This is a genomic window from Amycolatopsis rubida (assembly GCF_900115345.1).
In the GTDB taxonomy this organism is placed as follows: domain Bacteria; phylum Actinomycetota; class Actinomycetes; order Mycobacteriales; family Pseudonocardiaceae; genus Amycolatopsis; species Amycolatopsis rubida.
This window is the reverse complement of the sequence record NZ_FOWC01000019.1, coordinates 22,868-37,085: the sequence shown is the minus strand read 5'-3', so window position 1 is coordinate 37,085 and position 14,218 is coordinate 22,868. Positions and strand designations below refer to the sequence as shown.

Sequence of the window (14,218 nt, the reverse complement as noted above, 5' to 3'; positions counted from 1 at the left end):
CTCACCCCGTCCAGCCGCCTCCGCGCAGCGCGCCTGCCGGTGACAGACCCGGTCCGGGCTTGCGTCGGCACTGCGGCCTCCGCGATCTTCTTGATCCACCGCTCGTTCGGCTGGGTGGCTAGCGTCTGCTGCCCGAACGGCTCAGTTCCGCCCGCGTTCCCGATGCGCCGAGCAGATCGCGGGTGTTGTGCCCGTGCCGGGAAAGTCCCGCTCGATGTGGTCGCAGAGTTGCCGGATCGCGTCGTCGACGTCGGTGTTCCACAGGATGACGGTGTTGTCTTCGCTGCTGCTGGCGAGCACGCCGGTCCCGTTCCAGTAGATCCCGGTGATCTTTCCGGCGTGGCCGGTGAGAGTCGCCCAGCGGGTCCCGGTGGCGGCATCCCAGAGGGTCACGGCGTCGTTGTTGCCGAATGTGGCGATGTAGCGGCGGTCCGGGCTGAAGTACGGCACACTCGCTGCCGTGCCGGGAGTGAAAAACTCGGCCCTCTTCGCGAAGGTCGCCGTGTCCCAGATGAGGAGCTTTCCCGAGACGGTGAGCATGTTGTCGTTGGAAACCAGCAGCGATCCGTCGCGGCTGAACCTGTACCCCGGCCACGCCTCGCCAGGGTTATCGACGACCTTCAGTTTCTTGATCAGGCTGTAGCCATCGGTGCTCAGGATGTTGATCGTCGTGCCTTCGCTGGTAAAGGCGAACATGCGCCCGTCCGGGCTGTAGCGCGTATTCGCCGCGTCGATCCCTTCGGCGACGTTGCGCACGTACCGCCGTGCGCCGAGGTCGTATAGCCAGACGCCGCCATTCAGCATCGCCACGGCCAAGGTGCGGGAGTCCCGGCTGAAGTCGAACGACTTGGCGTACATCAAGTCTGAGGTGCGAGGCACCTCGACAAGGGCCGAGCCGGTTCTCGCGTCGAGAACGGTGATGCGACCGTTGTCGTTGAACGCGACGACTTTCTCGTCCGGGCTGAGAACCGCGAGACCGCTGACGATGTCGCGCCTGGGGACTGTTGCGATCACTCGGCCTTGCCGTGTGCCGGTGTCCCAAATGACGGTGGGCGAACCGCTGCCTCCCGCGAGTACAGTCCTGCCGGATTCGCTGACCTGCAACGAGGTCGTAACCGGAGGAACCCCGAGAAGCGGGAGATGCGTGCGGTCCCACAGCGCGATGCCGTTGCCGACGATGCCGGCGATGGTTTTCCCGTCGGAACTGACCGCCGCCGACCCGGTCAGTGAGACGTTCTTGGCGAGCGTTGCCAGGAGTGTCCGGCGGCCGAGGTCCCAGACGTCGACTGTGCCGCGAACGTTGACGGTGATTAGCTGTGCATTGGCGCGATCGACCACGACACTGTTCTGAGGGACCGAGTCGCCGGCCAGCTCCGCGACCTGCCGCCGGGTCGTGACGTCCCAGAGCCGGATCGCCGCTGACGCGCGGTTGACGGTTACGAGAGTGTGCCCGTCGGATGTGAAGTCTGCGGAGCTCGTCCACGCGCTCGGCGCCGGCAGTGGTTCCGCGCGGGTGGCTGTATGCAGATCCCAGAGCGCGAGCGCGCCGGTAGCGTCTGTAAAAGCGAGCAGGGCACCGTCTGGGCTGAATGCCACGGCAGGGTTGCCGGCGAGATCCGGCCCGTCGTGTTGTGCGGCGAGAGTGACGGGGGTGCCTCGTCCGCCGGTATCCCACAGCTTCACCTGGTTGCGTCGATCCGCAGAAGCCAGCAGCCGCCCGTCCGGACTGAAGCGGAGCACGGCGACGGCCGTGTCGGGCTCGGTAACGGTGAGCGAGGCCGCGATCGTGCGGGAGGCCAGGTGCCAGATGTGAATATGGCCGTCGACCGTCCCGGCTGCCAGCCGCTGGCTGTCCGGACTGAACATGACCGCGGAGACCCGGTCGAACGGGGCGCCGAACACCGCCACGCGGCGCCGGCCGGGAACATCCCACAGCGTGAGCCTGAGGTCGCCCCCGGGCGCGGCCAGCCACCGCCCGTCCGGGCTCAGCGCGACCCCGACTCTGGCTTTGGACGACGAGGGCAGCAGCGCATGGTAGGCACGATGGGACGCGAGGCTGAGAATCGCGCTGCGGGCTTCGGCGGTCGGCTCGGCGTGGTAGGCGTCGAGGCTCTTCCGGATCGCCGCGGCCGGGTCCAGTCCGGCTTGGGTCTGTGCTTCGGCGGCGAGCTGCCGTGAGGTCGCGGTGCGTTCCTGGGCGAGCGCGTGTTCGCGCTGGCGCACGGCCACGACCGCGACCGCGAGCGCGGCGACCAGCAGCACGGCCAAGCTGGCGGCGAGCCAGCGCAACTGCCGGGTGCGCCGCCGGTGCCGAGCCTGCTCGCGCTTTTCGGCAGCCCGGCTCGCATCAAGGAATTCCCGCTCTAGCGCGGTGAGCCGGACATCCCCGCCGCCGGCCCAGTCGGAGGCGGCGGTCAGGCGGAGACCCCGGTAGAGCGTGCCGGGGTCGCGGTCGAGGCCTGTCCAGTCGCTCGCGTCGCCGGAGAGGCGGCGGTGCAGCCGTAGTCCGTCGCGGTTTTCGTCGAGCCATCCGCGCAGCCGGGGCCAGCCGCGGATGAGAGCTTCGTGGGCGATCTCGACGGTGTCGTGGCCGAGCACGATCAGCCGCGCCGCACTGAGCTTGTCGAGCACGGTCTCGAGATCGCGGTCGGGCAGGTCGAGTTCGCTGCGGCGCAGCCTGCGTTTGGTGTCCTCGGTGCCTTCGCCCAGAGCGGTGAGCCGGATGAACAGCTCCCGCGCCGCACGCTGCTGTGCCGGGCCGAGATCGGTGAACACGGTCTCGGCGGTCTGCGCCAGCGCGTGCGCGATCCCGCCCGCCGCCTGATAACCGCTCAAACTCAGCACCGTGCCGCGGCGACGCCACCACGTCTGCAACATGGCGTGCGACACCAAAGGCAGCGCCCCGGGCTCGCCCAGCGCGTCAGCGGTCACCTCGGCCAGCAGCGCGCTCTCCACGCTGAGCCCGGCGGCAGCAGCAGGCCCGGCGATCGCGGCGCGCAGCTGCTCGGAGGTCATCGGCCCGACCACGACCTGGGCACCGTTCATCGCCTGCGCCAATTCGGGATGAGCGCAGCAATGCGCGTAGAAGTCCGCGCGCAACCCCACCACGACACGGGCGCGGCTGGTCTCGGCGGTCGCGGCAGTGATCAGCGCAGCGACGAATGCCGTCCGCTCGGTGCTGTTTTGGCACACGGTGAACAGTTCCTCGAACTGGTCCACCGCCACCAGCAGATCACCATCAGCCTCGCGGGCCGCCAACAGCTGTCGTACGGCGTGGTGCAGCCCGGCAGGATCGCCGACGATGTCCCGGCGCAACGCCGTCGCCGACCCGCCGGACACCGCGGCCAGCGCGACCGCGATCTCCTCCACCGGGGACCGTCCCGGCGTCACGGCAATGACCGGCTCGCGGGCACCATCCGCCCGCGCGATCAAGCCCGCCTGCAACAGGGACGACTTCCCCGCCCCCGAGGCACCGACCACAGTGACGAACCGGCGGTCCGCGACCGCCGCACGGAGCTGAGCGGACAACTCGTCCCGCCCGTGAAACCGTGCCGCGTCACCGGGCCGGTAGGCACGCAGTCCCAGGTACGGAGCCGCGCTGTCGTCGTCCGAGCGTTCACGAGAGATCGGGGGTGACTGGCACTCCGCGGCGAGCCGGGACGCGGTCTCGTGCCAGCGTCGCTCCCACTCTGCTTTGTCCGCGCCGCATGCCTCCGCGAACGCCACCGTCACCGCGAGACTCGGCAGCTTCTTCCCGCCGACCGCCTCGGCCAGGGTGCTGGACGAGTAGTGCGCACGCTTCGCCAGCGCCCGGTACGTCGGCGTCCCCGCCGCGGTACGGACATCGCGCAGCGCCCGCGCGAACCCGGTCAGCACCGTGCCGTCCGCCGGCAACGGCTGTTCAGCACGCGGCATCGCGTCCCCTCCCCGTCACTGAGGATCGCAGAACGGTGGCCGGCCGCGCATCGGCTGTCCGGCGGACAACCCGCACGGAGCAATCCGGCCGACCGCCAACCCCCTGCACCCGGGCCTGTTCTAGCCGAGCAGCGGTTCTCCGGTCGCCGCGCTGCCGACCAGCGCTTATGCGTCATTTCCTTCTGCGGTCGCTGCCTGGCTGGACCACGACGCGTTTGTCCGGGCCTGTTGTCCGGTGCGACGCGGAGCGACACAGGACAACAGCGGTGAGCTAAACCTGGAACCCGGCCGCCGACGTTGCCGAGCAAACCAGGTTCCGCGCAGCGGCCTATCCCGAATCACGCCCGGACAGTTACCGAGGGGAGACCACCACCTCCGTGCCGTCGAAGACACTGCGCTGTCGCGCCGCCGCCTAGATCGCCGACGGGACAGCCATGGCCTGGCTCGACCTTGCAGCGGCACCGACTGCCGCGTCCGCCGCCCAGCCCGATCGAGCGGCAGCGCAAGCAGGGAAGACCAATTTCGGCCCGCGATGACATTGAGACATAAAGAAAGGTTTCAGTCGACATGGCAAAACCCTCCATAGAAGCGCGGCGTCGGTTCTTGTCGCGTCGAACTCCCACTGGACGTGCGACATCTCCTTGCTCCCCTTGACCACAAGATCGGCAACCGGGCCGTCAGCCTCAGCGGCCCACATGACCACAACGCCCGCAGATCCGCCTTCCGGCGTGGCACGGTACGGCAAAGGATGAGAGCGGGACAGCGAGCGACGTCCTCCGACATTTCCCAGTCGAAGCCGCGCGGGGGCGTTCCCGGCGCAGAAAGGGCAGCCCTGTCGCCGGAACCCGGACAGCACACGAAGGCCTCGCCGACCAGCCAACCAGGAGAAATCATGCATCACCTGCGAATAGCCCTGACCGTGTCCACTGCCGCCCTCGCACTGAGCGGAGCGAGTGCCGCAGCAAGCACCTCGCCTGGGAACGCCGACCCTGCCCATAATTTCTCCGCACACGCCGCTGCCACAACCACTCCCCCGGCCAACGAGCAGATCGGGGCCTGGTGGGGTCCGATCCGGACCTACTCCTACTGCCTCACCGAGTCCAACGACGCAGTGCGGTTCGGGCAGCATGTCTTGGCGACCTGCGCCTGGTACGCGGTCGACCCGTCAGGCAAGCACCGGGGAGACGGCTACTACTACGGGACACTCGAAGGGGACGGCCCGGCATCTCGGCGCGGGTGAACCAACTGGTGGCCGTCGTGGCTCTCGGGTGACCGATAGCGACCGGACTCCTGCTTGGCCAGCCGGCCGCGTCAAACGGATTCGCGGACATCAAGGGGAAGAGGAGAGGCTACGCCGCGATCCATGCATTCACATTCTGGGGCTGGACCGTCGACAACGTGTGGATGGACTGGTCCAGAGACGGCGGACGCGCCTGGATACAGTGCGGCCCCTTCGGCACCCCGAAGAAAAGGCTGTCGATCACCTCGGCCGCAATGGTCACGTCCAGGGACCCGAGCTGGGTGTTCCGGCCAGGAGCGAGGTACGACGGGCGGATGTATCTCGGCAACTGACACTGACCACCAGCGATGCGCCCGGCGGAGACGCTGCTCCTCAAGCTGTTTCCAGCTCGGCCCCGCTTCGCCAGATACCGCGACAACCGCTTGTCCAGCCTCGAGCCGCAAAGGAACTCGCCGTGACATTTCCCAGAGTGCCACAGTATCGGCATTCGCGCGCACAGGAGCGGCGGTGCCCGGGCAACCCTTTCAACAGCGCCCGCCGGCGCGACCCGCCCTCCGCAGTATGACGACGCTGTCAGATCGGGGCTCTGGCACGGTGCCTGCGGTCACCGCTACGCCGACCCTCGGCTGACCGCCGTGCCTGACACGCTCATCGCGAACTGAGCCGCGGGTGCCCGGCTAGAACGGGGATCACGCTGTAAGCCCCAGGGGGCTCGAACATGATTGTTCCGCTCTTCCGACAATCACCCGAACGATGAATTCAGGGGCGCACAGAATCGTCCGCGTTCACGCGAACGCCTATTCAACAGCGAAAGGAAATAAGCATGAAGTTGCGTATAGTATCAGCCGTCGCCGCCGCGTTGGCGACTCTCTCGCTGGCCGCACCCACCGCGAACGCAGCCCAATCAGAAAGTTCGGCGTTCGCCAAGATCTATCTGACTATGATTGTTTCCCAGTGGACACACTGGTCACCGGATTCCAAGCCGTCCTCGCATGCGGGCACGTTGCGAGCAGGAAAAAGCTACTTCCACTGCCGCACAAAAGGCGAACTTTTCCACGACAATGCCCGAGAGAGCGATTGGTGGTTGCGAACCGACGATGACACCGGCCATCGCAACGTGTATGTGAGCGATGTATTCCTTGACGAGGAAAGCTGGAGCAGGGATAGCAGCTTACCGTGGTGCTGATCTGATGCAAAGACCGATCATTCTCCACCGGGCAGGAGAATGGGGGACGAGCCGACCGCGCGACAGTGACCTCAAAGCAGGCCGACCGCGCGATCATATTCGCGTCAAGGGCAAATCGCATCAGGAGGGTGAAGCATGGCAGATCCGAAGGTACTGGAAGCGCAGAAGTGGGTAAACGCGACATACGGGGCGGTCGCCGGATATCGACGGTGCCCAGAGGACGGCCGCCCCGCCTGGAGCACCATGTACTCGTTGACCCGGGCCTTGCAACATGAGCTGGGTATCGCGGATTTGACCGACGCCGTAGGCCCGCTGACCCTGTCCAAGCTTGCGGAAAAAGGACCGCTGGGCCCTGGTTTTGCCAATGACAATATCATTCGAATCGCGCAGCACGCCCTGTTCTGCAAGGGCTACTGGGGTGGAGACACCTACGGCCGATACGATGCCAGCACAGCAGAATCGGTAAACTCGCTCAGGAGCGATACCGGAGTCGGAAACCTCATTGGAACTGTCGATCCGAAGCTATTCAAAGCCATCTTGACAATGGACGCCTATGTTCTTCTCGCTGGCGGAACCGAGCAGATCCGCCATATTCAGCAGTGGCTCAACGGCAGTTACGCGGGGAAGTCGACCTACTTCATAGGACCTTGCGATGGCCTATACTCTCGCGACGTCCAGAAAGCACTGGTGAAAGCACTGCAGTACGAGTTCGGAATCCCCGAGAGCGATGTCAACGGAAATTTTGGCCCAGCGACAAAGGCTGGATTGCGCAATCATCCTCTCCAGTTCGGCGATTCCGGAATATTTGTGCAGCTTTTCAGTGCGGCCTGCGTGTTCAACGGCACGGTGGACAACACGTCAACGGCGTTCAAGAGCACGTTCGACGGCAAACTCGTCGAGTGGGTCAAGGCATTTCAAGTCTTCTCCGCGCTTGAATCCAGCGGCCGCGGAGACTACCCGACCTGGGCACAACTGCTGATTTCGACGGGGGACCAGGACCGCCCGGCCGGAGCAGGCGACACCCGGCACCACATCAGCGTGGATCGGGCCAAGGCTCTGAAGGCGGCCGGCTACCACGTGGTGGGCCGGTATCTCGACGAGCCACCGGACAGCACACTCGACAAGGAAATCCAGCCCGGTGAACTGGAAGCAATCTTCGCCGGCGACATGAGGGTTTTCCCGATCTGGCAGTACAACTCACGACGGCTCGAGGACTTCACTTACGCCCAGGGCCACGAACACGCGAGAAGAGCACACGACCGGGCGCTCGGCTATGGGTTCAACGCGGGCACGGTGATCTACTTCGCGGTGGATTACGACGCGACCGGCGAGGAGATCACCAGCAACGTTGTGCCGTACTTTCTCGGCGTGCAAGCCGGGTTGGGCACCATGGGCAGACGCTACATTCCAGGGGTGTACGGCTCACGCAATGTGTGTGCGCAGGTCAGCAGCCACGCCTACACCAGGTTCTCGTTCGTGTCCGGCATGTCCTGGGGATTCTCCGGGAACCTGGGTTTCCCCCTGCCGTCGAACTGGTCGTTCAACCAGATCAAGGAAATCCGCTTCAGCGCGGGGGGCGACACCTTCGACTGGGACCGCGATGTCATGAACCCGCGAGCCGGCAGCGACCGTGGCGCCGGCCCGGAGAACGTCAACGGCCGTGACTCCGCGCTGGATCGGGTGTTCCGCTACATCGACGAATTGTTCGCCGCTGCTCTCCGTTACAATAGAGGGGATCCCAGCCTGCGGGTCTTGGAGTACCTGCGCTACCCACACTATGTCGATCTCTATGACGGCTGGCAGACCCTGATCGGCGACGTCGATCGTGACTGGATCAGCTACGCGCAGGCCAATGGCCCAGCGAAGCTCGACCGTTTCAACGATACCGCAGGCGGCGTTTCGATCGATCTCGACCACCTCGGCGCTACTGCGAACGCCGTACTGCTCAAGGGCGGTGGTTCTGGCATTGTCCCGGGTCGCGGCGATTTCGGTGGCTGGGGAGGAGACTTGTGCACCTTCTACGGCGAATGGCGCGCGCACAGCGAGGAGTACGCCTCCGGGTACCTCTTCTGCAAAGATCGCCTCGCGAAGATCACGGTACCGTCCACGTTCACCCTGGACGACCTGATCGAAGACGTCGACGGCTACCTCGTCGGCACCGCGGTTCGCAACGGCGTGAAGATCACCGACGCGGTACGAACTTATCTCGGCGGCGACGGACCGACGAAGAGGTTCGCCAACTTCTTCGCCCTCCGGCACGGGGGTGCCGAGCAGACCGTGTTCGACCTGGCGTGGAACATGCTCACCGGCAACACGTACGACGACCTGCAGCTCACCAGCTTGCGGTGGCTGGCGATCAAGTCGACGAGCGGAATGTTCGCCCTCGCCCCCGAAAGCCTGCCGAAGGACAAACTCACTCCGTTCGTCCAGGGCTACGCCGAACTGATCAAGACGCTCGCAAGCCCGTAGCAACGGACCAGGACGACCCACGCTTGTCATCGCAGTGCTCGGATCGGCGGGCATCCTCGTCTCGTTCGCGGTACACAACGCCGGCCGGAGTGCTGCGAACAAGCGGGTCAGGTGGTGTACGAACTTGCTCACCGCGGAGCGGGATCGCCTGACCGCACTGGCACTCGTCATGCAGATCGGGCTCAGCGTGAGGGAGCGTGTTTCCCCTGCGCCACATCCGGGCAAAGATGGGCATGCATCCCCGATCCGGCCGCCGCCTGCGGGGCAGCCACGCAAGCCCGCCGGGCCCGCCGTCGATGACGCGCCGAGCGACCCTGTCCGCCCGGCGATGACGGTGGTCACGCCGTGACGGACACGCACCTGCGCAGATCCCCGCGCAGCGGGACCTGGTGTTGCATCTGATGAATAGTCCACCCTCACGGCGGCTGCTCGCGCTCTGGTGCCCGGACTGGCCTGTCGTGGCCGCGGGCAGGGCTCCCGGTCGGTGCTCCGGCGGCGGTTTTTCTCGCCAACCGTGTCGTCGCCTGCTCGGCGCGAAGCCCAGTCCAGATGCCCGAACTTGGTGGTGTTCGGCCACGATCCCGATCGCGACGCGCGACATTGCGAGGCTGTCGCGAGGGCGGTCGAGACTGTCGCCGCGGGCCTGGAGATCGTCCGACCGGGCATGATCGTGCTCCCGGTCGCCGGCCCGGCCGCGTTCGCGGGCTCCGAAACCGCGCTCGCCGAGCAGCTTGTCGACCAGGTCGCCGCGCTCGCGGGCGTCGAGAGCCAAGTCGGGATCGCGGACGGCTTGTTCGCTGCGACGCTGGCTGCGAAACGCGGGCACCTCGCCCCGCCCGGGACTTCCTCGTTCCCCTGCCGCTGACAGAGCTGAGCCAGCCCGGCGCCGACCTGGTCGGCCTGCTGCACCGGCAACGGGGCAGAACGCGCCCCGCGCAGCCGAGGATCTCCGGACGCCGCGACCGGATTCCTGGCGGCGCGAGCGGCAGGATCTGAGGATCTCGGCGAGGGCCTGTGAACGAGGAGCCGGATCGCACGGCGAACGACCGCGCGGAGTCGCGCTGGCGAGGTGCGCAATGTCGCGGCGCACGTCGAAGGCACCGCGGTCCAGATCGGCACTGTCGGCGGCGGACGTCTACGTAAGCGGGCAGGCGCGCCGCTCGTCGTCACCGTCCAGCAGCCCTCTCCTGATTTCGTAGCATCACTCGACGCTGCTGCGCCGGCCGAGCGCACTCCCCCGCCTCCTGAACCGAAACCCGTGAGCAGGCAGGGATGCTTCGATCTCCACGACCGCCCGCGCTTCGCGGCTTGGCAAGGCTGGAACGACGCTTTGACGGTCCTCGTCGAGGGTCGCGGTGCCCAGGCGGTCGTTCTCGCAGGCTTGCGGCCGGTCGTGCTGGCACGCCGCCGGCACGACCGATGACGAGCGTCTCCTCCGTCCGCCAGGTCTCGGAACCGCGTCGGTTCGTCCTGGATCTCGACGGCGTTCCCGCGGTTGCACCCGTCCGGGGGTCCGACTTCCCTTTCACGGTCACCGCGAGCGATCCCGAGCAGTTCCGGACCACGCTGGAACTCGGTGAGCCTGTCGACGTCGACTGGGTCATGGAACTGGACCGGATCTGCACAGCCTGCACCGGCACGGTCCGGATCCCGGAAACCGGTCACTACACCCACTTTCCGCTGCCCGAGAAGTACCCTCCTCCGTGCAGCGCATGCCGCCCCGCTCGCACACACCGCGTCGACCGCGAACTGCATGACACGCAACCGCCGGACCACGACGTCGACGTGCGGAGGGAGAGCCGACGCGTTCACCGGTGCCGAGATTTGACGGTTCCGGAGGGAGCGACGGTCCCTGCGGAACCCTGTCCTGGTCCGGCGGCATGCATGCAGGTCCAGAGCCCGGGTCGCCGCGTCGCGCAGCATCCGGGCGCTGACTCGCGATTGCCAGCTCAGTTAGCCGGGCGACTCAGCTCGCAGTCCTCGCGAAGGACTGGGATGCGTTCGCCGGTCGCGTGAAAGTCCGACACCTCAACCCGTGAGGACCGCCCACAGGGGCCGAAGCCATCCCGACCTGCTCGCTCCGCAGCGGAGGTCCAGCAGTCGCACGCCGCAGTCTCGCACGGATGCTCGCCGACCACGCGGCGCGACAGGACCGCGCGTCAGCACAGAAAGCCGCCACGAGCGCACTGGTACCGCCCGGGATGCGGGCCTCGGGCACCCACCAGGCCGAAACGGCGTTCCAGCTGTCACTCCCGGCCGGACACGTCCAGCTTGTTCGCACGGGCACGAGCGAACACTCGTTCCTTCGCGGCCAGCGTGACGGCTGCGACCAACTCTCGGACACGAGACGCGTCAGCGTCCGCGATGGACGTCCACTCCGCTCGCGCGCGACCGATGAACAGGACCGTACCCGCGAAGACGTAGAGCGCCTGCCGCAATCGGGCAAGCCCCGTCGCCGCCGACGTGGCATAGGCATTGTACTGATCCGGCTCAGGTTTCCCCTCCAGCTCCCGGTGCACCATCACAAGGCCCGGCGACAGCTGGAACTCGTGCACGCATCCGGCGACCTCGCCCTGCAGAACACGCGACAACACGTCGGCGTCGTCGCTGTCCGCAGCACGCTCAGCGACCACGCCCGCTGGGCTCACCGTCAGGTACTTCACGACAGCCATGGTTGCCTCCTCCAATACGATCCGGCTCTCTTCGCGGGGCTGCGTTCAGCGCTTGAAGGACCGCCCGGGGAGAGCTGGCGAGCGGCGCGTTTGCGGCCGCTGTCGAGGACCGGAGCCGGACGTCGGCCGCATCCTCGCACGTCTGCCCTACGCGGACGCAGCCAGCGTGATGCCACCGGTCGTCATCGCACCTGTGGGCCGCGCACGCTCCTGCGCCAAGCCGGGATTGGCAGCCACGATCGCGGCCGCTGCGGGCCAGCCATCGCCGTCGTCACCGGGTCTGCCGGCTGCCGCCTTCTGAAATCGTCCGCTCCATCCGCGCGATCATCGCGCCACGCACAAGCTTTTCGATCTTTATCAACCCTGCGCAACGAGACACAGCTGAAGCATAGCGAGACGCGACGCTATTCGGGCGGCAACCGCAGAGGAAGGCCGTCCAGACGAATATCGCGCCAAGCGGCAACGTGAGAAACAGACCCGAATTGGCGTGTTTAAAACCGCAGAAACTGGATAGGTGCGGTCACCTGGCGTGACGCAGGTGGGCTTTTGGAAGAGTATTCCCCGCAGGCGTTGTCTCGATCAGGTGTCGTTGCTATACCGGAACATGAAGCGCCGTCACGCCGCGACGGACGTCGGCCAGCACTTGCAGGAACGGGCGGGGACAGCAAGCTGCGGGCCCAGAGAGCACGAGGCGTAAGGGAGATCGGTGTGCGCAGGCCATTAGGCGACTTCGTGCTGATCGACTCGGGCGGTTTCGACGAGGCCCGGACGTGCATGTCCGGCATTTGCGGCGCCGTCGAGTTCTGCTCTTGCTCTGAGAAACCGGCACCCGGCATTCGAATTCACTCACAAACAACAGGAAATCTTACGATTTCCTACGTCAGCAGCGCGGAGCCCTTTCGGATGCGTCTCACCAACTCGGAGAACCTCTTCCTGGTGTGGCTTTCCTGCTCGGGGCGTTCGACGGTCGAGGCGAGCCGCTCGCGGACGCTGGTCAGCGAGCGGCGGGGCTGGGTGGGCAATCCGGGCTCGGGCACCGAGATCAGCTGGTCGCGCGATTGTGCGCAGCTGATCGTGGGCATCGATCGATCGAGCCTGGAACGACGTCTCGGCAGGCTGCTCCGGCAAGCCCTTCCGCAACCGCTGGCTTTCGAGGGCCCGCTCGACACCGCAAGCCAGCCGCTCAGCGGCTGGCACGACGGAGTGCAACTCTTCGTGAAGTCGCTCGACAGCCGAAGCAGCGCCCTCGAACACCGCGCGGCAGCGGATTCCGTGGAGGATGCCATCATGACGACATTTCTCGTATCGCATCGGCACAATTACTGGGATGTGCTCCAAGAGAGCGTGGACCTGGTGCCGTCACGGGCGATCCGGGAAGCCACCCGGCTCATCGAGAGCCGCCCTGACCATCAACACTCGGTCGCCAGCCTGGCGCACGCGGTAGGGGTCAGCGTGCGTGTTCTCGAACGAGGCTTCCGCCGTTACCTCGACATCACCCCGCACAACTATCTGAGAGACGTCCGATTGCGCCGAGCGCGGCAAGATCTTGAGGTCAGCGTCCCTGACGCCGTCACCGTTGCCGAAGTGGCGCGACGGCACGGCTTCTTCCATTTCGGACGTTTCGCGGCGACCTATCGCGACCGGTTTGACGAAGCTCCTTCGGATACGCTTCGGCGTGCGGGCGAGCTTTTCGGCTGATCGCCGTCATGGTCAGGCGCGATCGGTTGCGGGACGGCCGGGCGAGCACTATGCAGGAACCATGACCGCCCGTCACCGCAGCCGCACTCCGGCCGGCCCCCTGGCACCGTTCGCGCCGGAAGACCGGATGCGCGCGCGTGGGTGAAGTCTTAGCGCTGCTGTCGGCTTTGTGTTTCGGCCTCGCCGATTTCTCCGGCGGTCTGCTGTCGCGGCGCTCTCGTGCCGCATTGATCGGCTTCCTCGGCCAGGTCAGCGGGCTGCTCGCGACGGTCGTGGCGTCGTTGGTGGTCGCCGCGCCGCACGTGGACGCGCCGAGCCTGCTGTGGGGTGCGCTCTCCGGGATCGGCACCGGAACCGGGGTGCTGTTCCTGTATCGCGGCATGGGCCGGGGGCGGATGAGCGTCGTGGTGCCGCTCAGCGACGTCGGCGGGGTCGCCCTTCCCGTGCTCGCCGGGGTGGTCCTTCTGAGCAATCGCCCGTCGCTGCCCGCGTGGGGCGGCATCGTCGTCGCGCTGCCGGCGTTGTGGCTCATCGCCCGTGAAGGCGGCGACAAGGGCAACGGCTCCGCGAACGGAGCACTCGACGGACTCCTCGCCGGAATCGGATTCGCTCTGCAGAACATCGCGCTCGGTCAGGTCGACCCGTCTGCCGGAATGTGGCCGATCGCGATCAGCAGACTGCTTTCCGCACTCACGCTCTTCCCCGCCGTGCTCGCGACACCGGGCCGATTCCGGATTCGTCCGCGGCTGCTGCTGCCGGCCGCCTTGACGGGAATCGCCGCCGCCGCGGCGATCGTCCTCTACACCTTGGCGACCCGCCAGCAACTTCTCGCGATCGCGGTCGTGCTCTCCTCGCTCTACCCCGCCATCCCGGTGGTGCTGGGAATCCTGCTGCTCAAGGAAAAACTGCGGCCTTCGCAAGTAGCAGGCCTCGTCGGCGCCGGCGCCGCGATCGTGCTCCTGGCCATCTGAGGGACCGCGGGCCGTACGCATCTTGGACATGACGGGTCGCTGAGGTGATCGCGACGGGCGCCGCCCG

Annotated in this window: 8 protein-coding genes; 6 read left to right on the top strand and 2 right to left on the bottom strand. The window is 66.6% G+C overall.

What is annotated here, in order from left to right:
- Positions 1-141 precede the first annotated feature (141 nt).
- A complete protein-coding gene (locus BM362_RS40795; protein ID WP_093576783.1) occupies positions 142-3,915 on the bottom strand; it encodes an nSTAND1 domain-containing NTPase in 3,774 nt (1,257 codons plus the stop codon).
- A gap of 892 nt (positions 3,916-4,807) precedes the next feature.
- On the opposite strand from BM362_RS40795, the gene BM362_RS47120 reads away from it, so the two are divergent.
- From BM362_RS47120 to BM362_RS50410, 4 genes are all read left to right on the top strand, one after another.
- On the top strand, positions 4,808-5,155 hold the full coding sequence (locus BM362_RS47120; protein ID WP_143132617.1) for a hypothetical protein: 348 nt from the start codon (positions 4,808-4,810) through the stop codon (positions 5,153-5,155).
- 823 nt (positions 5,156-5,978) lie between these two features.
- Positions 5,979-6,341, top strand: a complete 363-nt coding sequence (locus BM362_RS47115) for a hypothetical protein (protein WP_143132616.1) — start codon at positions 5,979-5,981, stop codon at positions 6,339-6,341.
- 135 nt (positions 6,342-6,476) lie between these two features.
- The gene (locus BM362_RS40785) at positions 6,477-8,810 is read left to right on the top strand and encodes a glycoside hydrolase domain-containing protein (protein ID WP_093576781.1); all 2,334 of its coding nucleotides are present in this window, start codon (positions 6,477-6,479) and stop codon (positions 8,808-8,810) included.
- Between the two features lie 562 nt (positions 8,811-9,372).
- A complete protein-coding gene (locus tag BM362_RS50410; RefSeq protein WP_093576780.1) occupies positions 9,373-9,675 on the top strand; it encodes a DNA polymerase Y subunit UmuC family protein in 303 nt (100 codons plus the stop codon).
- Between the two features lie 1,381 nt (positions 9,676-11,056).
- Here BM362_RS50410 and BM362_RS40770 read toward each other — a convergent pair.
- A complete protein-coding gene (locus BM362_RS40770) occupies positions 11,057-11,482 on the bottom strand; it encodes a hypothetical protein (protein ID WP_093576779.1) in 426 nt (141 codons plus the stop codon).
- A gap of 732 nt (positions 11,483-12,214) precedes the next feature.
- Between BM362_RS40770 and BM362_RS40765 the strand changes: the two genes are divergently transcribed.
- Together BM362_RS40765 and BM362_RS40760 are read left to right on the top strand one after the other, a co-directional pair.
- Entirely contained in the window at positions 12,215-13,180 is a 966-nt protein-coding gene (locus BM362_RS40765) for a helix-turn-helix transcriptional regulator (protein WP_093576778.1), read from the top strand.
- A 137-nt stretch (positions 13,181-13,317) separates the two neighbouring features.
- On the top strand, positions 13,318-14,151 hold the full coding sequence (locus BM362_RS40760) for an EamA family transporter (RefSeq protein WP_093576777.1): 834 nt from the start codon (positions 13,318-13,320) through the stop codon (positions 14,149-14,151).
- The last annotated feature ends 67 nt before the right edge of the window (positions 14,152-14,218 follow it).

Coding starts and splice junctions, on each gene's coding strand:
- BM362_RS40795 (WP_093576783.1), bottom strand. CDS start 3,915: ATGCCGCGTGCTGAACAGCCGTTGCCGGCGGACGGCACGGTGCTGACC.
- BM362_RS40785 (WP_093576781.1), top strand. CDS start 6,477: ATGGCAGATCCGAAGGTACTGGAAGCGCAGAAGTGGGTAAACGCGACA.
- BM362_RS47120 (WP_143132617.1), top strand. CDS start 4,808: ATGCATCACCTGCGAATAGCCCTGACCGTGTCCACTGCCGCCCTCGCA.
- BM362_RS47115 (WP_143132616.1), top strand. CDS start 5,979: ATGAAGTTGCGTATAGTATCAGCCGTCGCCGCCGCGTTGGCGACTCTC.
- BM362_RS40770 (WP_093576779.1), bottom strand. CDS start 11,482: ATGGCTGTCGTGAAGTACCTGACGGTGAGCCCAGCGGGCGTGGTCGCT.